This is a genomic window from Mesorhizobium sp. M1403 (genome assembly GCF_040317695.1).
Lineage (GTDB): Bacteria > Pseudomonadota > Alphaproteobacteria > Rhizobiales > Rhizobiaceae > Mesorhizobium.
On sequence record NZ_JAMYKY010000014.1, the window covers coordinates 102,842 to 119,841 of the forward strand.

19 protein-coding genes are annotated in these 17,000 nt (G+C 61.8%); 15 read left to right on the top strand and 4 right to left on the bottom strand.

Annotation, left to right across the window (positions count from 1 at the left end):
• The first annotated feature begins 91 nt into the window (after window positions 1–91).
• The 4 genes from dapA to NKH01_RS21695 all read left to right on the top strand — a co-directional run bounded on the left by dapA (window position 92) and on the right by NKH01_RS21695 (window position 2,944).
• Window positions 92–973, top strand: coding sequence for a 4-hydroxy-tetrahydrodipicolinate synthase (gene dapA, locus NKH01_RS21680; RefSeq protein WP_353022300.1), 882 nt, complete (start codon window positions 92–94; stop codon window positions 971–973).
• A gap of 25 nt (window positions 974–998) precedes the next feature.
• Window positions 999–1,478: an SsrA-binding protein SmpB gene (gene smpB / locus NKH01_RS21685; protein ID WP_023719895.1), complete on the top strand. Its 480-nt coding sequence runs from the start codon at window positions 999–1,001 to the stop codon at window positions 1,476–1,478.
• A gap of 106 nt (window positions 1,479–1,584) precedes the next feature.
• On the top strand, window positions 1,585–2,313 hold the full coding sequence (locus tag NKH01_RS21690; RefSeq protein WP_353022302.1) for a GH25 family lysozyme: 729 nt from the start codon (window positions 1,585–1,587) through the stop codon (window positions 2,311–2,313).
• Window positions 2,314–2,422: 109 nt separating this feature from the next.
• Window positions 2,423–2,944, top strand: coding sequence for a hypothetical protein (locus NKH01_RS21695; protein WP_352494844.1), 522 nt, complete (start codon window positions 2,423–2,425; stop codon window positions 2,942–2,944).
• On the opposite strand, the gene NKH01_RS21700 is transcribed toward NKH01_RS21695, so the two are convergent.
• Both NKH01_RS21700 and NKH01_RS21705 read right to left on the bottom strand, forming a co-directional pair.
• Window positions 2,894–3,652, bottom strand: coding sequence for a uracil-DNA glycosylase (locus NKH01_RS21700; RefSeq protein ID WP_245278617.1), 759 nt, complete (start codon window positions 3,650–3,652; stop codon window positions 2,894–2,896). The genes NKH01_RS21695 and NKH01_RS21700 overlap by 51 nt on opposite strands.
• The gene (locus NKH01_RS21705) at window positions 3,649–4,230 is read right to left on the bottom strand and encodes a LabA-like NYN domain-containing protein (RefSeq protein WP_023719891.1); all 582 of its coding nucleotides are present in this window, start codon (window positions 4,228–4,230) and stop codon (window positions 3,649–3,651) included. Before NKH01_RS21705 ends, NKH01_RS21700 begins: the two co-directional genes overlap by 4 nt.
• Window positions 4,231–4,509: 279 nt before the next feature.
• Here NKH01_RS21705 and rpoZ point away from each other — a divergent pair, with 279 nt between their 5' ends.
• The 9 genes from rpoZ to era all read left to right on the top strand — a co-directional run bounded on the left by rpoZ (window position 4,510) and on the right by era (window position 12,037).
• Window positions 4,510–4,911, top strand: coding sequence for a DNA-directed RNA polymerase subunit omega (gene rpoZ, locus NKH01_RS21710; RefSeq protein ID WP_352481861.1), 402 nt, complete (start codon window positions 4,510–4,512; stop codon window positions 4,909–4,911).
• Between the two features lie 110 nt (window positions 4,912–5,021).
• Window positions 5,022–7,250, top strand: coding sequence for a RelA/SpoT family protein (locus NKH01_RS21715; RefSeq protein ID WP_352814808.1), 2,229 nt, complete (start codon window positions 5,022–5,024; stop codon window positions 7,248–7,250).
• Between the two features lie 108 nt (window positions 7,251–7,358).
• On the top strand, window positions 7,359–7,937 hold the full coding sequence (pyrE, locus tag NKH01_RS21720; RefSeq protein ID WP_353022304.1) for an orotate phosphoribosyltransferase: 579 nt from the start codon (window positions 7,359–7,361) through the stop codon (window positions 7,935–7,937).
• Window positions 7,938–7,950: 13 nt separating this feature from the next.
• The gene (locus NKH01_RS21725; protein WP_353022306.1) at window positions 7,951–8,331 is read left to right on the top strand and encodes a VOC family protein; all 381 of its coding nucleotides are present in this window, start codon (window positions 7,951–7,953) and stop codon (window positions 8,329–8,331) included.
• 234 nt (window positions 8,332–8,565) lie between these two features.
• Entirely contained in the window at window positions 8,566–9,147 is a 582-nt protein-coding gene (locus tag NKH01_RS21730) for a DUF2062 domain-containing protein (protein WP_023719886.1), read from the top strand.
• On the top strand, window positions 9,144–9,557 hold the full coding sequence (acpS, locus tag NKH01_RS21735; RefSeq protein WP_023719885.1) for a holo-ACP synthase: 414 nt from the start codon (window positions 9,144–9,146) through the stop codon (window positions 9,555–9,557). The genes NKH01_RS21730 and acpS overlap by 4 nt, the downstream gene beginning before the upstream one ends.
• A 77-nt stretch (window positions 9,558–9,634) precedes the next feature.
• Window positions 9,635–10,384 carry a signal peptidase I gene (lepB, locus tag NKH01_RS21740; protein ID WP_023719884.1) on the top strand — a complete coding sequence of 250 codons (750 nt, stop codon included), beginning with the start codon at window positions 9,635–9,637 and terminating at the stop codon, window positions 10,382–10,384.
• Window positions 10,385–10,388: 4 nt separating this feature from the next.
• Window positions 10,389–11,114: a ribonuclease III gene (gene rnc, locus NKH01_RS21745; RefSeq protein WP_031194250.1), complete on the top strand. Its 726-nt coding sequence runs from the start codon at window positions 10,389–10,391 to the stop codon at window positions 11,112–11,114.
• Window positions 11,111–12,037, top strand: coding sequence for a GTPase Era (era, locus tag NKH01_RS21750; protein ID WP_353022308.1), 927 nt, complete (start codon window positions 11,111–11,113; stop codon window positions 12,035–12,037). Before rnc ends, era begins: the two co-directional genes overlap by 4 nt.
• A 48-nt stretch (window positions 12,038–12,085) precedes the next feature.
• Here era and NKH01_RS21755 read toward each other — a convergent pair whose 3' ends face one another.
• Complete coding sequence (locus NKH01_RS21755) at window positions 12,086–13,582, bottom strand: winged helix-turn-helix domain-containing tetratricopeptide repeat protein (protein ID WP_353022309.1); 1,497 nt, start codon at window positions 13,580–13,582, stop codon at window positions 12,086–12,088.
• A 107-nt stretch (window positions 13,583–13,689) separates the two neighbouring features.
• Entirely contained in the window at window positions 13,690–14,493 is an 804-nt protein-coding gene (locus tag NKH01_RS21760) for a CPBP family intramembrane glutamic endopeptidase (protein WP_352481856.1), read from the bottom strand.
• A 349-nt stretch (window positions 14,494–14,842) separates the two neighbouring features.
• On the opposite strand from NKH01_RS21760, the gene NKH01_RS21765 reads away from it, so the two are divergent.
• Window positions 14,843–15,547 carry an antitoxin Xre/MbcA/ParS-like domain-containing protein gene (locus NKH01_RS21765; RefSeq protein WP_352494848.1) on the top strand — a complete coding sequence of 235 codons (705 nt, stop codon included), beginning with the start codon at window positions 14,843–14,845 and terminating at the stop codon, window positions 15,545–15,547.
• A 362-nt stretch (window positions 15,548–15,909) separates the two neighbouring features.
• Window positions 15,910–16,998 carry a porin gene (locus NKH01_RS21770; protein WP_353022311.1) on the top strand — a complete coding sequence of 363 codons (1,089 nt, stop codon included), beginning with the start codon at window positions 15,910–15,912 and terminating at the stop codon, window positions 16,996–16,998.
• Window positions 16,999–17,000: the final 2 nt, after the last annotated feature.

Here is a 17,000-nt window from a genome sequence, read left to right on the forward strand (position 1 = left end):
GCGCAACAATGTCGAGACTATGGTGCGCCGCTTCGCTTTCGGCTAGAAGGCGCGCACGACAAACCCGAAAGTCCCCAAGGAGTTGGACGACATGCTGAGAGGCTCGCTGACCGCGCTCGTCACACCGTTCGAAAAGAGCGGCCGTTTCGACGAGAAAGCCTTTCGCGCCTTCATCGCCTGGCAGATCGCCGAGGGCACGACGGGCGTGGTCCCGGTCGGCACCACCGGCGAGTCGCCGACGCTGTCGCATGACGAGCACCGCCAAGTCGTCAAGGTCTGCATCGAAGTCGCCAAGGGCCGGGTTCCTATCGTCGCCGGCGCCGGCTCCAACAACACCGAAGAGGCGGTCGGCCTGGTCCAGTATGCCGAGAAGGTGGGCGCCGACGCGGCCCTTGTCGTCACGCCCTATTACAACAGGCCGACGCAGCGCGGCCTCTATGCGCATTTCGCCGCCGTCGCCAAGGCGACCAGCCTGCCGATCATCATCTACAACATTCCACCGCGCTCGGTGGTCGACATGAGCCCGGAGACGATGGGGCAATTGGTGCACGACTTCAAGAACATCGTCGGCGTCAAGGATGCCACCGGCAAGGTCGAGCGGGTTTCGGAGCAGCGCGCTACCTGCGGCAAGGACTTCATCCAGCTCTCCGGCGAAGACGCCTCGGCCCTCGGCTTCAACGCGCATGGCGGCGTCGGCTGCATCTCGGTGACGGCAAATGTCGCGCCCAGGCTCTGCGCCGAATTCCAGGAGGCGACGCTTTCCGGCGATAGCGCCAAGGCGCTCGACCTGCAGGACCGTCTGTTGCCACTGCACAAGGCGATTTTCCTGGAACCCGGCGTTTCCGGCGCGAAATATGCGCTGTCGAAGCTGGGCAAGGTCGAGAACGTGCTGCGCTCGCCGCTAATGACGGTCGAGCCGTCGACCGCCGAGAAGATCGACGCGGCGATGAAGCACGCCGGCTTGATAAATTAGGGATGAGGCGCCACCTCTCCGCATCATGAATCAAGTCAGAAAAGCCGATCCCAACAACAAGACCGTTGCGGAAAACCGCAAGGCGCGGTTTTCCTATGAGGTGCTCGACACGATCGAGGCCGGCCTGGTGCTGACCGGTACGGAAGTGAAGTCGCTGCGTCAGGGCCAGGCCAATATCCAGGACAGCTATGCCTCGGTCGAGGGCGGCGAGATCTGGCTGATCAACTCCTATTTGCCGGAATATCTGCAAGCCAACCGCTTCAACCACGAGCCGCGCCGCCGCCGCAAACTCCTGCTCAACAAGCGCGAGATGGCCAAGCTGTCGCAGAGCGTCGACCGCGAAGGCATGACGCTGGTGCCGCTGAAGATCTATTTCAACGACCAAGGGCGGGCGAAGGTGCTGCTCGCCGTCGGCCGCGGCAAGAAGCTGCACGACAAGCGCGAGACCGAAAAGCAGCGCGACTGGTCGCGCGAGAAGGGCCGGCTGCTGAAAGAGCGAGGGTGAGCAGAGGTCCGCGAACCGGACGAAAAGCCAACGATTTGGCTTTTCGAGCGACGAACGCCCGGAGCCATAGCGGAGGGCAGGGCGGACCAATAGGGATAGGTCTCGTTTGAAAAACCGGATCGTCTCATGGGGCGCGGCCGGTCTGCTCCTGGTGGGCCTCGTCCTGGCCGGCGGCTATACCTACTTCCAGACATTTTCTCCGGATCGCGGCAAATATCCGGTCAGGGGCATCGACGTTTCCCATCATCAGCGGCAGATCGACTGGCGGCGTGTTGCAGCCGACGATGTCGCCTTCGCCGTTATCAAGGCAACGGAAGGCGGCGACCATGTCGACGATGCCTTCGCCGCCAATTTGGGTGCGGCCCGCGCCGCCGGCCTTGCCGTCGGCGCCTATCACTTCTTCACCTTCTGCAGGCCGGGTGCCGATCAGGCACGCAACTTCATCTCGGTGGTGCCGCGCGATCAGCCTTTGCTGCCGCCGGTGGTAGACATCGAGTTCGGCGGCAATTGCCCGCAGCGGCCAACTCCCGAACAGCTGAGCGCCGAACTCTCAGCCTTCCTCGGCCCGGTCGAAGCAGCGTTCGGCAAGACGGCGATCCTCTATGTGACCGACGAGGCCGCGCAAGCCTATGCCGGGCAGGTAGCCGGCCGCCCGCGCTGGCTGCGTTCGCTGGCGCTGCGGCCAGGCCATGACGACTGGATTTACTGGCAGTACCACAACCGGGGCCGCGTCGACGGCATCAGCGGCGACGTCGACCTGAATGTTCTCCAAGGCGGGCCGGCGACGCTGGCCGCGTTGTTTGCCGCAGCGCCTGAAGCGACGGCGTCGGATTGACGCTATTCCTGTCCAGCGAGAGCACCCTCAGTGGGCGATGACGGGAACGACGAAGCCTTCGCCAAGGTGGCTATTCATATCGCAGGCGGCGCCGTGCTAAGTACATTTGATGCCGGAGCGCCCTTCATCAGCCAATGACAGCAACGCCCCGCCTGCTGCGACGGACGGTGGGGATCCCCGCCTGGCGTTTGTCTATGCGGAGGCGGTGCGTGGCCTCCAACACCAGCAGGGCGTGGTTGAAAGTCTCAATACGCGCGCTGGAAATCTGATTTTTGCAACTGCGTTCGCGAGTTCTCTCCTTGGAGGCAGGGCGCTCCTGGATGGCATAGGGCCTTGGGACTGGCTGGCGCTGACATTGCTTTTTCTTATCGGACTGCTGGTCGCGATTATGGTGTGGCCATATTATAACTATACGTTCCGTTTCGATCCCGAGAAGCTGCTCCAGGATTTCGTCGATCAGCATCCTCCCGCAACCATGGATGGGATGCACCGAGCGCTTGCGCTGCGCATCAAATCCGACATGGCCAGCAATTGGCGGATCATCCAACGCCTGCGCGTCGCGCTGCAGCTTGCACTGTTACTATGGTTGCTGGATCTCTTGGCCTGGTTGTTCGCGATCACCCGAATCTAGGGCTTGTGCGCCGGCGGGCGTCGTCCGGCTCTCAGTCTTCAGAAAAGCTTCTATCTGACTGAAAACGTTGACGAACATGGCTTGCGTCAGTACGCCCGTATTGGTGTTGTAGCGCGAGCAATGATAGCTGGAAAACAGCGCGATGCCATTGGCCTGCTGCTGCCCACCATGCTGGAACGGATAGGCGGCGACGCGCTGGCCGAGCGCCCGCACGGTCGACTGGTGCGCGATCGAGCCCAGCGCCAGCACGGCGCGCAGGTTTGGAAATCGGGCGATCGTCGGTACCAGGAACGTCCGGCAGGTGGCTATCTCGGCACCAACCGGCTTGTTCTCCGGCGGCACGCAGCGCACCGCATTGGTAATCGCCGTACCGACAAGCTCCAGCCCGTCATCTGGTCGCGCTTTGAATTCGCCGCGCGCAAAGCCGTGCGCGATCAGCGTATTGTAGAGCAGATCACCGGCAAAATCGCCGGTGAAGGGGCGCCCCGTCCGGTTCGCGCCGCGGAGGCCAGGCGCCAGCCCGACGATCAGCAAGCGCACCGCATCCTCGCCTTCCGGCGGCAAAAAGGTCGGCACTGGCGCGTTGAACCAGGACGGCTCGCGCTGCCGCCACTCGGCGATGAAGTCGTGCAGCCGCGGACAAAGCGGGCAGTCGCGATCGGGTTCGGGAGAGGCGGCCAGGGGCGCGGTCAAGGCAACGACCGTCAATAGTCTTCCTCGTCGACTTCGGCCGGCTCGGACCGGCGTACCGGCCGCTCCGACGGATCGCGGCCGACTTCATTCTTGAGCGCCATCAAGTCGATGAAATGGTCGGCCTGGCGGCGCAGGTCATCGGAGATCATCGGCGGCTGCGATGCCATGGTCGAGACGATCGAGACCTTGCGCCCACGCCGCTGCAGCGCCTCGACCAGCGTGCGGAAATCGCCGTCACCTGAGAAGATGACATAATGGTCGACGACATCGGCGAGCTCGAGCGCATCGACGGTCAGCTCGATATCCATATTGCCCTTGATCTTGCGGCGGCCGGTCGAGTCGGTGAATTCCTTGGCTGGCTTGGTCACCACCTTGAAGCCGTTATAATCTAGCCAGTCGATCAGCGGCCGAATCGAGGAGTATTCCTGATCCTCGACCAGCGCGGTGTAGTAATAAGCGCGCAGCAGATAGCCGCGTTTCTGGAAGCTCGACAGAAGTTTGCGGTAGTCGATGTCAAAGCCCAGCGCGCGCGAGGTGGCGTAGAGATTGGCACCGTCGATAAAGAGAGCGATTTTTTCACGAGGATCGAACATGGAAAAATGTCCTTTTTCGAAATAAGCGGTCGTCTAAATGCGTGGCGACTATCGGCCGGTCTGATAATAGACCTGTTGGCCTTCATCGTTCGAGATAACGCCAGTTTTACGGCAATCCAAGGCACCATGCGGCACCGCAAGCAATTGTGATCGGCGCTGCGTCGTCGCAGGCGGCCCGCGTCAGAGCTGGGCACCGCCATAAAAGCTTGTATTTTGGCGGCGTTCGGGTTATGGACCGCGCCTGTTTTCCATCAAATCCAGGCATGAAAGGGGCAACTCATGGCCCGCGTAACCGTTGAAGATTGCATCGACAAGGTCGACAACCGCTTCGAGCTGGTGCTCCTGGCCGGCCACCGCGCCCGTCAAATCAGCCAGGGCGCGCAGATTACCGTACCTCGCGACAACGACAAGAATCCGGTCGTTGCGCTCCGCGAAATCGCCGACGAGACGCTATCGCCGGACGACCTCAAGGAAGATCTCATCCATTCGCTGCAGAAGCATGTCGAGGTCGACGAGCCGGAAGCCGATGGCGAGGCGATTGCCGACCAGACCGGCAGCACTGTTGCGGCCACCGATGCCGACGACGCCGAGGACAACGTCACCTTCGATCGCATGACCGAAGAAGACCTGTTGGCCGGCATCGAAGGGCTGGTACCGCCGGAAAAAAGCGACGATTATTGATCTTAGCAACAACTGCCGACACTTTCGCGTCGGCAGTTTCGTGGCTATCTATGACATGCGCCGTACGCCAGTGCGGCGCATGATTCATTTCAGCATTGCGAGATCCCGCCATGATGCGTCAGTATGAGCTTGTCGAGCGCGTCCAGCGCTACAAGCCTGACGTCAACGAGGCGCTGCTCAACAAGGCCTATGTCTACGCCATGCAGAAGCATGGCCACCAGAAGCGCGCCTCCGGCGATCCCTATTTCTCGCATCCGCTCGAAGTCGCCGCCATCCTCACCGAAATGCACATGGACGAGGCGACGATTGCCGTTGCCTTGCTGCACGACACGATCGAGGACACCACGGCGACCAGGGCCGAGATCGACGAATTGTTCGGTCCGGAAATGGGCAAGCTGGTCGAAGGACTGACCAAGCTGAAGAAGCTCGACCTCGTCTCGAAGAAGGCCGAGCAGGCGGAGAACCTGCGCAAGCTGTTGCTGGCGATCTCGGAAGACGTGCGCGTGCTTCTGGTCAAGCTCGCCGACCGCCTGCACAATATGCGCACCCTCGACCATGTGCCGGAAGCCAAGCGCCTGCGCATTGCCGAAGAGACGATGGACATCTACGCGCCGCTGGCCGGCCGCATGGGCATGCAAGGCATGCGCGAGGAGTTGGAGGAGATCGCCTTCCGCTTCATCAATCCCGAAGCCTACCGCGCCGTCACCGCGCGCCTCGTCGAAATTTTCGAGCGCAACAAGGGCGTGCTGTCCGAGATCGAGAAGGCACTGTCCACACTGTTCGACAAATATTCGATCAAGGCCGAGGTCAAGAGCCGGCAGAAGAAGCCGTGGTCGGTGTTCCGCAAGATGGAAGCCAAGGCGCTGTCGTTCGAGCAACTGTCCGACATTTTCGGCTTCCGCGTCGTTGTCGAGACGGTCGAGGACTGCTATCGCGCGCTCGGCGCCATCCACACCACCTGGTCGATGGTGCCCGGACGCTTCAAGGACTATATCTCGACACCGAAGCAGAACGACTACCGCTCGATCCACACCACCATCGTCGGCCCGTCGCGCCAGCGCGTCGAATTGCAGATCCGCACCTACCAGATGAACAAGATCGCTGAATACGGTGTCGCCGCTCATTCGATCTATAAAGATACCGGCGGCAAGATGAATGGTGCCGTCCATGCGATCTCGAAGGAGACCAATGCCTATGCCTGGCTGCGGCGCACCATCGAGCAGCTTGCCGAAGGCGACAATCCCGAGGACTTCCTCGAAAACACCAAGCTGGAACTGTTTCAGGACCAGGTGTTCTGCTTTACGCCGAAAGGCATGCTGATCGCGCTGCCGCGCGGCGCCACGCCGATTGACTTTGCCTATGCCGTCCACACCGATGTCGGCGACACTTGCGTCGGCGCCAAGGTCAATGGCCGCATCATGCCGCTGATGACGGAGCTGAAGAACGGCGACGAGGTCGAGATCATCCGCTCGAAGGCGCAGGTGCCGCCGGCGGCGTGGGAATCGGTGGTCGTTACCGGCAAGGCGCGCTCGGCCATCCGCCGTGCCACCAAGAACGCTATCCGCAAGCAATATTCGGGTCTCGGTATCCGCATTCTGGAGCGCGCCTTCGAACGGTCCGGCAAGACCTTCACCAAGGAAAACCTGAAGCCGGTGCTGCACCGGCTGGCGCGCAAGGACATCGAGGATGTGCTGGCCTCGGTCGGCCGTGGCGAACTCGCCTCCAGCGACGTCATGAAGGCGGTATTTCCTGACTACAAGGACGAGCGCGTCACGCTGGTCGCGCCCAAGCAGCGCGAGGAGGGCTGGTCGAAGATCCGCAACGCCGCCGGCATGCTGTTCCAGATTCCGGGCCGCGCCGCACGCAAGGACAAGAACCAGCCGCGTGACGATGCGGTGCCGATCCGCGGCGTGCGCGGCGATCTGCCGGTGCGCTTCGCGCCGGAGGGGGCAGTGCCCGGCGACCGCATCGTCGGCATCGTGCAGCCGGGAACCGGCATCACCATCTATCCGATCCAGTCGCCGGCGTTGCAGGCCTTTGACGACCAGCCTGAGCGCTGGATCGACGTGCGCTGGGATATTGACGAGCGCACCAAGGAGCGGTTCCCGGCGCGTGTCTCGGTCACCGCCATCAACGCACCGGGTTCGCTGGCCGACATTGCGCAGGTCGTCGCATCCAACGACGCCAACATCCACACCTTGTCGATGGTGCGCACCGCGCCCGATTTCACCGAAATGCTGATTGATCTCGAAGTGTGGGATCTGAAGCACTTGAACCGGCTGCTGTCGCAGCTAAAGGACAATTCGAGCGTCAGCGACGCGCGACGCGTGAATGGGTGAATAGTGAATAGTGAATAGTGAATAGTGAAAGAGGGTGCTCTCACTACTCACTACTCACTACTCACTACTCACTACCATTCACCATTCACCATGGGCATGGAGCGAACGATGAACACCGATGAAGTGCTGGGCATTTTCCGCGAGGCCGGCGCCGTTCTCGAAGGGCATTTCATCCTGACGTCCGGCCTGCGCAGCCCGGTCTTTTTGCAAAAGGCGCGCGTTTTCATGCATGCCGACAAGACCGAGCGCTTGTGCAAGGCGCTGGCCGAAAAGATCCGCGCTGGCGTTCCCGGCAGGATCGACTATGTCGTCGGCCCAGCGATCGGCGGGCTGATCCCGGCCTATGAGACCTCGCGCCATCTTGGTGCGCCGGCGATCTGGGTCGAGCGGGAAGGGGGCGAATTCAGGCTCCGCCGTTTCGAAATCGCCAAGGGGTCGCGCGTTGTCATTGTCGAGGACATCGTCACCACCGGCCTGTCGATCCGCGAGACCATCGACTGCCTGCGCGGCCTTGGCGCCGAAGTCGTTGCCGCTGCATGCATTATCGACCGCTCGGCCGGCAAGACCGATGTCGGCGTGCCGCTGATCGCGCTCGCCGAATACGAGGTTCCGGCCTATCCGGCCGACAGGCTGCCGCCCGAGCTTGCCGCCATACCGGCGATCAAGCCGGGCAGCCGCAATTTTTAACGGAGCCGCCGCCGTGATCACCGGCATCGATCATTTCGTGCTGACAGTTCGTTCGGTAGACGATAGCTGCGCCTTCTATCAGCGCGTGCTTGGCTTCAAGCGCCTCGACGAGCCGGACCGACCAACGGCGCTGCTGTTTGGAACGCAAAAGATCAATGTGCATGAGGTCGGGCGCACCTTCGAGCCGAAGGCCAAGGCGCCGACTCCCGGCTCTGGGGATTTCTGTCTCGTTGCCGCCCGGCCGCTCACCGAGATATGCGCCAGCCTCGCGGCCAACGGCGTAGCCATAGAGGTCGGCCCGGTCGAGCGTATCGGCGCCCGTGGCCCGATGATGTCGGTCTATTTCCGTGACCCGGACAGCAACCTCGTCGAGGTCAGCGAGTATCGTTCCTGAGTGGCGCTCCTCAAATTCGCCGCGATCATGCCCTGTTCAGAATGGCGATACCCAAGGCTGCCGCAAGTGGCGACCGAGCGGATGCCGTCGGCCTCGTTGTTCTTCGGCTAGCACATCGCTATATCAAAGTCGTAGTTGCCTTTTCGGTGACCGCAAAGCGCAGCATAGGGCTGTCGCGCCCCGGCTGGGAAAAGCCGGCGCGAAGCCATTGATGGAACTAGGAACAGGAACAGAGTGCTTTTTCGACGGCGCAAGCCTGATGGTTTTTTCGAGCGGGTGCGTACTTATTTGTGGCCGCGCCGCTCGTTCTCGCGCTCGCTGCGGTATTTTTCCAAGCGCATCCTGCGGCTTAGGGCCACGCCGCATGCCGTGGCCGCCGGTGTTGCGGCGGGCGTATTCGCGTCTTTTTTCCCGCTTGGCTTCCACTTCATCATTGCCGCCATGCTGTGCTGGCTGATCGCCGGCAATCTGGTCGCGGCAGCACTCGGCACGGTCTTCGGCAATCCCCTGACGTTTCCGCTGCTATGGGCCGCCTCCTGGGAGGTCGGCAAGCTGATCCTGCATGAACACCTGCCGGCGCATGGCCCACCCGCGCATCTCGGCGACATGCTGCATAATCTTTCCTTTGCGCAGTTGTGGGGACCGGTGCTTAAGCCGATGACCATTGGCGCAATACCGCTTGGCTTGGTTTTCGGCCTGCTGTTTTACGGCATTACCCGCTGGGGTATGGTCACTTTCCACGAGCAGCGCCGCAAGCGTCTGGCCGAAAGAGCCGCAAAGGCTGGAAAAACCGGGCCGGAAGTTCCTGCCGAATGATTATCGGTATCGGCAGCGACCTCATCGACATCAGACGCATTGAGAAGTCGCTGGAACGTCATGGCCAGCGCTTCATCCAACGCATCTACACCGAGATCGAACAGGCGCGCTCCGAAAACCGCGCGGCGCGTGCGGCCTCCTATGCCAAGCGTTTCGCTGCCAAGGAGGCCTGCGCCAAGGCATTGGGCACCGGTCTGGCGCAGGGTGTGTTCTGGCGCGACATGGGCGTCGTCAACCTGGCCAGCGGCAAGCCGACCATGGCGCTGACCAACGGGGCGGCAGCGCGGCTGGACGAAATCCTGCCTGAAGGGCACCGCGCCGTGATCCACCTCACCATCACCGATGATTTTCCGCTCGCTCAAGCCTTTGTGATCATTGAAGCGTTGCCGGTCGAAGAAGCGCCACATTGATTGCATCTGACGACCGGCATGACGTTGCCCAGCGCGCGCCGAGACTCTATACCATCCAACGCACAATCGAGGACGACATGAGCGTGGCTGAAAAAACCCAGAAGAAATCCGGCGGACTTGGTGAAACCGTCAGCGTCATCGTCCAGGCCCTGCTGCTTGCGCTGGTCATCCGCACGCTCCTGTTCCAGCCGTTCTCGATCCCGTCCGGTTCGATGCGGCCGACTTTGCTCGAAGGCGACTATCTCTTCGTCACCAAATGGTCTTACGGCTTCTCCCGCTACTCGCTGCCGTTCGGGCCGAACATCTTTTCGGGCCGCATCTGGGGCTCCGAGCCGAAGCGCGGCGACGTGGTGGTGTTCAAGTTTCCGCCGGACCCTTCCGTCGACTACATCAAGCGCGTCGTCGGCCTGCCGGGCGACAAGATCCAGGTCAAGGATGGCCAGCTCTTCATCAACGACGTCGCTGTGCCACGCGTCAAGGTCGGGCAGATCGACAACCACGACATCACCGAGGAGAACGGGCCGGTCGATGTCTATCGCGAGACGCTGCCGAACGGCGTCACCTACGACACGCTCGACCTGACACAGGCTTCGATCGGCGACAACACCAAAGAGTTCAAGGTGCCGCCCGGTCACTATTTCATGATGGGCGACAATCGCGACAACTCGTCCGACAGCCGCTTCACCGTCGGCTTCGTGCCGGAAGAGAATTTGGTCGGCCGCGCCAACCTCATCTTCTTCTCGATCGGCGGCAGCGCCAGCCCGCTCGAAATCTGGAAATGGCCGTCGCAGATGCGCGCCTCGCGCCTGTTCCATTTCGTCAATTAGGACCATGGCGGCGACAAAACGGCTGACCGCCGATGCGCTCGCCGAGGCGCTCAAGGAGCGCACCGGCCACAGTTTTGGCGACCACCAACGCCTGCAGCGGGCGCTGACCCATGCCAGCGCTCGCGGCAGTCATGCCGGCATCGACTACGAACGCTTCGAATTCCTGGGCGACCGCGTTCTCGGCCTTGTCGTTGCCGATATGCTGCTGGCGGCATTTCCCGACGCTGCCGAGGGTGAGCTGTCGCTCAGATTGAACGCCCTGGTCAACGCCGAGGCCCTGGCGGAAATCGCCGAGGAGATCGGCCTGCCGGAACTCATTCGCGCCGGTTCGGACGTACGCGGCCTCGATGGGCGCAAGCGCGTCAATCTGCGCGCCGACGCACTGGAATCGCTCATCGCCGTGCTCTATCTCGACGGCGGGTTGGAAGCGGCCCGTGCCTTCATCCACAGGTACTGGCAACCGCGCTCACAAGCCATCGACGCCGCCCGCCGCGATGCGAAGACCGAACTTCAGGAATGGGCGCATCAGGCGGCAGGCGCGGTGCCGGTTTACATAATCGACAGCCGCGAGGGACCGGACCACGATCCGCTGTTCACCGTCAGCGTCAAGGTCGGCGCCTATCCGCCAGCGACCGGCAGCGGGCGCTCCAAGCGCGAGGCAGAGCAGGCGGCAGCCGCGGCACTTCTGCAGCGGGAAGGCGTCTGGCTCAATCAAGGGAGTGCCGCATGACCGCCACCGAAGCTCCGGCAACAGAAGCTCCCGCTACCCGCTCCGGCTTCGTCGCGCTGATCGGCGCGCCCAATGCCGGGAAATCGACGCTGGTCAACCAATTGGTCGGCGCCAAGGTATCGATCGTGACGCACAAGGTGCAGACCACGCGCGCCATCGTGCGCGGCATTGCCACCCACAACGACGCGCAGATCGTCTTCGTCGACACGCCGGGCATATTCAAGCCGAAGCGCCGGCTGGACACCGCGATGGTGACCACAGCCTGGGGCGGTGCCAAGGACGCCGATATCGTGCTGCTCTTGATCGATGCCGAGCGCGGCATCCGGGGCGATGCCGACGCCATCCTCGAGCGGCTGAAGGATGTCCGGCAGCCGATGGTGTTGATCCTCAACAAGGTCGATCGGGTCAAGCACGAGACGTTGCTGGCATTGTCGGCGGCAGCCAACGAAAGGGTGCCGTTCAAGCGCACCTTCATGGTTTCGGCGCTGACCGGGTCCGGCTGCAAGGACCTGCTCGACTATCTCGCCGAGACCTTGCCGGCCGGACCTTGGTACTACCCGGAAGACCAGATCTCTGACCTGCCGATGCGCCAACTCGCGGCCGAGATCACCCGCGAAAAGCTCTATCTCAGGCTGCATCAGGAACTGCCCTATTCCTCCCACATCGAGACCGAGAAATGGGAAGAGAAGAAGGACGGCTCGGTGCGCATCGACCAGACCATCTATGTCGAGCGCGACAGCCAGAAGAAGATCGTGCTCGGTCATAAGGGCGAGACGATCCGCGCCATCGGCCAGGCCGCGCGCATGGAAATATCAGGCATACTCGAGCAGAAGGTGCACCTCTTCCTGTTCGTCAAAGTGCGCGAGAACTGGGGCGACGATCCCGAGCGCTACCGTGAAATGGGGCTCGAATTTCCGCACTGAGCCTGTTTGGGCGATCCGCCGAGCGGCCTGTTGGCCGCCGCCTCAGGATTACCCAAGTGCCAGCGACACGCCGTCGGCAAGATGTTCGGCATCGGAGGCGTTTTCGAAGGGGATGCCCGTTCTTGCATAGTCGAGCGGCGAGAAATTGGAGCCGTCGGCGCTGATCAGCGCAGCCTGGCGCCTTGCCGCCTGCATCTCGCCCAGCTGAGCGTAACAGGCGGCAAGCCGGGTGCGGATCCATGGCCTCGGTCGCGTCGCCAGCTCCAGCGCCTCGGCAGCCGTGCGGTATTCGCCCAGCATGTATAGCGCGAGCGCGCGATCGTACTGATACCAATGAGGGTCCAGCGGGTTGATGCGGATGGCGCGTGCCAGCCAGGCGAGCGCGTCGAGCGGCCGGCCGCGCATTGTCAACAGATGCCCCATCTGCTCGATACAGTCCGCGTCGCCCGGATTGAGCTCGAGCGCGATGCGCAAATGATGCTCGGCCGCCTCGTGCTCACGCATATTGAGCCGCACCAGCGACTGGATGCGGTGTGCCGTTGCCTGGTCCGGCGACAATGCGATGCCCCGGTCGGCCAGGTCGCGGGCCTTCGTCAGAACGGCGTCGCTGATGGGTCCGAATTCGCTGTTAAGCACATGCGACAGCGCCAGATAGGTGTAAGCGAGGCCATAGGCCGGGTCTCTGACGATCGCCGCTTCGAAAAACGCTGCCGCTTCTTTCAGTTCGCTTTGCGCCGGATCGCGCAGCAAAGCGACGCCGCGCAGCACCAGTTCATGGGCGGCGAGGCTGGCTACCGGCTGCCGCGAGGCACGTTGCAGGCCGGCATTGTTCACCCGAACCACCAGCCGGCCGACGATCTTTTCGACGATCTCCTGCTGGATGGCGGACAGCCCGGCGTAATCGGCCTGGTAGCGATCCCCCCAGAGCTGGGAAGCGCTGGCTGCGTCAACGAGATTGACCGCACAGACGATGCTGTCTGCCTGCCGCCGCGCCGAACCCTCGACGAGATAATCGGCGCCGATGCGCGAACGCACGACAGGCCATTCACTGGGCGAATATGAGGCAAACGAGAAGCTCGAATTGCGCGCCAGGACCGTCAGCGTGCCGAAGCGGGCGAGGCCGTTGATAATGTCTTCGGCAATACCGTCGACGATCGCTTCGTCGGCCGGATCGGCGCCGTCATTACGGAACCTGAGCACCGCCACGATCGGCTGTGCGCCGGGTTCGGGCACCGGCTCGATTTCAGGGATCAGCATGTAGCCGCGCTTCGATATGGTCCGTATCGTTTCCTCGCCGAGCACCTTGCGGATCTCGCGAATCGACTGCGTCAGCGAATCCTCGGTGACGAAAACACCCGGCCAGACCGCGTCCATCAATTCCGACTTCGGCACCACACGGCCGATATGGCGGGCGAGATGCGTCAGCAATGCGTAGGCTTTCGGCCGCAGGAAGGCCGGCTGTTCGGCCCGGCCGAGCGTACCTTTGCCCAGATCGAGGGTGAAACCGCCAAACTGAAAAACCTGGTCAGTGGCCGAACCCGGCATCGAAACGGCCCGCTCCCTGAAGCCGTGCCTGTATTGGCCTACGGCTGGAGGGCTGGGTCAAGGTCTGTCGCCGCCGAAAGCGGCGCTTTGGATTTGCGCGCCGCAAATTAGACGGTGCCAGCGAGGGCGGGCTGCGTTGCCGACCTGCGGACGAAGCTCTCGGTGCCGTAGAGGGCAACGATGGCGATCGCAGCCACCGCCCAGATCGCAACACCGATCCATTGCTGCTGGACATAGTCGGCGTCGATGAACACCTTGCCCAGGAAGCGTACGCTGTTCTGATGAGTGACATGCATGAGAATGGCGAGAAGCACACTGCCGGTGTTCTGATAGAGCCAGGTGAACACCACTGCCGCCAGCACGACGTTGATCGTGCCGTAGACGCTGAGATCGCCGACCAGGCCGAGCGGAAAATGCCAGATTGCCCAGATCGCGCCGAGGATCAGGCTTCCGGCCAGCGCCGAATGGCTGGCTAGCAGACGCGGTGTCGCAAAGCCGCGCCATCCCGGCTCTTCGCCAAGCGGGCCGCTGAAGACCGCATACAGCGCGATGATCGGCAGTATCTCAGTGACAGCAGGAATGTTGCTCCAGACCGGCGTCGCCGAGCCGAACAGCGGATTGACCAGGATCGAGGCAAGCTGCGTGCCGAATGGCAGGCCGAATGCCACCAGATACCACAGCGGAGATACCCGCCACTTCACCACGGAAGCGAGAATGGCCTTGACCGAAGCCCAGCCTCCGGAAAGGGCTGCGACAACGAATCCGGAGACCATCGGGCCGAAGGTAAACCAGGGAATGGTATCGCCATTCGACAGGTAGAACGGGATGAAGGCAAACCAGCTCAGGGCAAGCGCCAACGAAAAGAAGGCAGCCAACTGATGCTGTCGCACCAGGTGCAGGAAAGAAGTCATGTCGGTCCTCTCACGGGCAGATCACAATGAGAGGTCGCCGGGCTGCCCAATCGGTCGACTTGCATCTTGAACAGCCGGCCGAATCATTCCGGGAAGGCTATGCTTGGACCACGTCGGTCGACCCGTTTCTTATTGGCACCGGCGCGACCCGAAATCCTGAGCGGGTTCTGAGAAATTTCCGATATTTCATGCAAAATCGGTCAGTTAGATCGGCTGGAGCACCTGCCGACACTGCGACCGTGCGTGGTTCCCGTTTGTCGTCTCTCCGTCATACACCCTGCCTATAGGCTGTGCGAAAGACCCGCTTCCGAGCAAACCGGAACAGGCGGGCAAACAGCCAGATTAGGACATGACCGGGACTTGGAATCGCATCGACCCCATCCGTCAGATCGAGTTTGCAAACGCCGTCGCTGTTGAGATCGAGCGCGTGCTGGCGCGGCAAGGCAAGGTGACGAACAGCGATGCGGTCGTCGCAGCGGGCAGGGTCGCCGGGGCCGTTGCCGCCGCCGTCGCCCTGCTTGCGCCGACCGACATCAGGGCGATCGACACCATGCAGGAAAGATTGCCCGGCATGGCGTCGCGGTTCGTGCGGATATTGGCGGCCGAAGCGACGGAACGCCGTACCCGGACGCCTCTGTCGACGGCGCACGAAGGCCAAGGGGCAGACATCCAACCCCTGGCCGGAACGGGCGACCTCGACGCGATGCGGGTCGAGGACTGGGCCGGTCGGGTCGCCGGGTCGACCTTCCTGCAGGAAAATCTCGGCATATCGCGCTCGACCCTGCATCGCTGGCAGCGGAGCGGCACGGTCGTTGCGTTGCGCACCGGTGGCCGCAAACATGTATTTCCTCTGGCGCAGTTCGTCGACGGCAGGCCGGCTCCGGGTATCAACGAAGTGTTATCCGCGATGCCCGATCCGCGGCGTGCCTGGTCGTGGCTGGTCGGCCCCGCGCCCGGCCTTGCCGGACGTATTCCCATTGAAATGCTCAAACAGGATCTGGTGGCGGAAGTCGTTCTTGCCGCACAGAACGCAGCGATGGCGAAGTTGGCTTGATTTTCGCCGCCAACGTTAGAAGTCTATTCCCAAAAAATAACACGTAAAAGGAATATTAACCGGACTATGACCGGTTTGCCGGCTAATGGAATAAGTATAGTTTCGTACAATTGTGACAATGTCTCGTTTGTGCCGGGAGCAAACGTGAAGAAAATATGAAGTGATATTTGTGCAACATGGATTTCTTCTGTTATGCAAACATTGATTATTTTTGGAATCGTCATTGAGACTGGAATGCGGATGAGTATGTTCGCCGCCTGAAGAGGGGGTGCGGTGCGCGCCTTTTTCGACGTGGGTGAGGCGTTCAGCCGTTCAACCACGGATTCAAAGCCATTTTTAACTTTGACTGGAGAGGTCAGAAAATGAATATCAAGAGCCTTCTTCTCGGCTCAGCCGCGGCATTCGTCGCGGTCTCCGGCGCGCACGCCGCCGACGCTGTTGTGGTCGCCGAGCCGGAACCCGCCGAATACGTCAAGATTTGCGACGTCTACGGCGCCGGCTACTTTTACATTCCCGGCACCGAGACCTGCCTGCGGATCGGCGGCTATGTCCGTTACGACGCCAGCTTCGGTGACGGTGGCCGCGTTTTCGACGGCACGACGACACACGACCTTATGGACGGTGACGAACAGCAGACCTGGAACAAGAATGCCCGCTTCAATTTGAAGACGTGGACCGGCCAGGAAACCGAGCTCGGCACGTTGAAGACCTACACCGAGACCCGTTTCAACTTCGGCAATACCAAACACACCGTGAGCGGTGTTGATTTCAGCGTGCAGGACAACAAGGCGGTTACCCTGAACTTCGCCTGGATCCAGCTTGGAGGTTTCCGCGTCGGCAAGGATGAAACTGTCTATGATTCGTTCATCGGCTACGCCGGCAACGTCGTCCAGGACACCATCATCCCGTACGGCACCAAGGACACCAACCTGATCAGTTACTATTTCGACGGCGGTAACGGCTTTACGGCAGTCGCCTCGGTCGAAACAGGCTCCGGCGCTGACCAGTCGATCGACAGCTACGTTCCGTTTGTCGTCGGCGGCGTGAAATACAAGGGTGACTGGGGTGCGATCACCGCCGTCGGCGCCTATAACAGCACGTCGGAAGAATGGGCCGGCAAAGCTCGCCTCGACGTCAAGCCGATTACTGACCTGACCCTGTTCGTGATGGCGGGCTACGGCAGCGACGACAACGTCACAAAGAACTTCTACAAGCCGTGGACTGGCAACTTTGCCGTCTGGGGCGGCGGCAGCTATGCCGTCAACAAGAAGACCTCTTTGAACGCCCAGGTCTCCTATACCGACGACAAAGACTTCGCCGTTGCGGCCAACGTCGCCTACACCATCGTTCCTGGTTACACGATCACCGCCGAAGTCGATTATTACGACAATTTCGATGCCGACGATGCCGACGCAATCGGCGGCATCTTCCGCTTCCAGCGCTCGTTCTGATC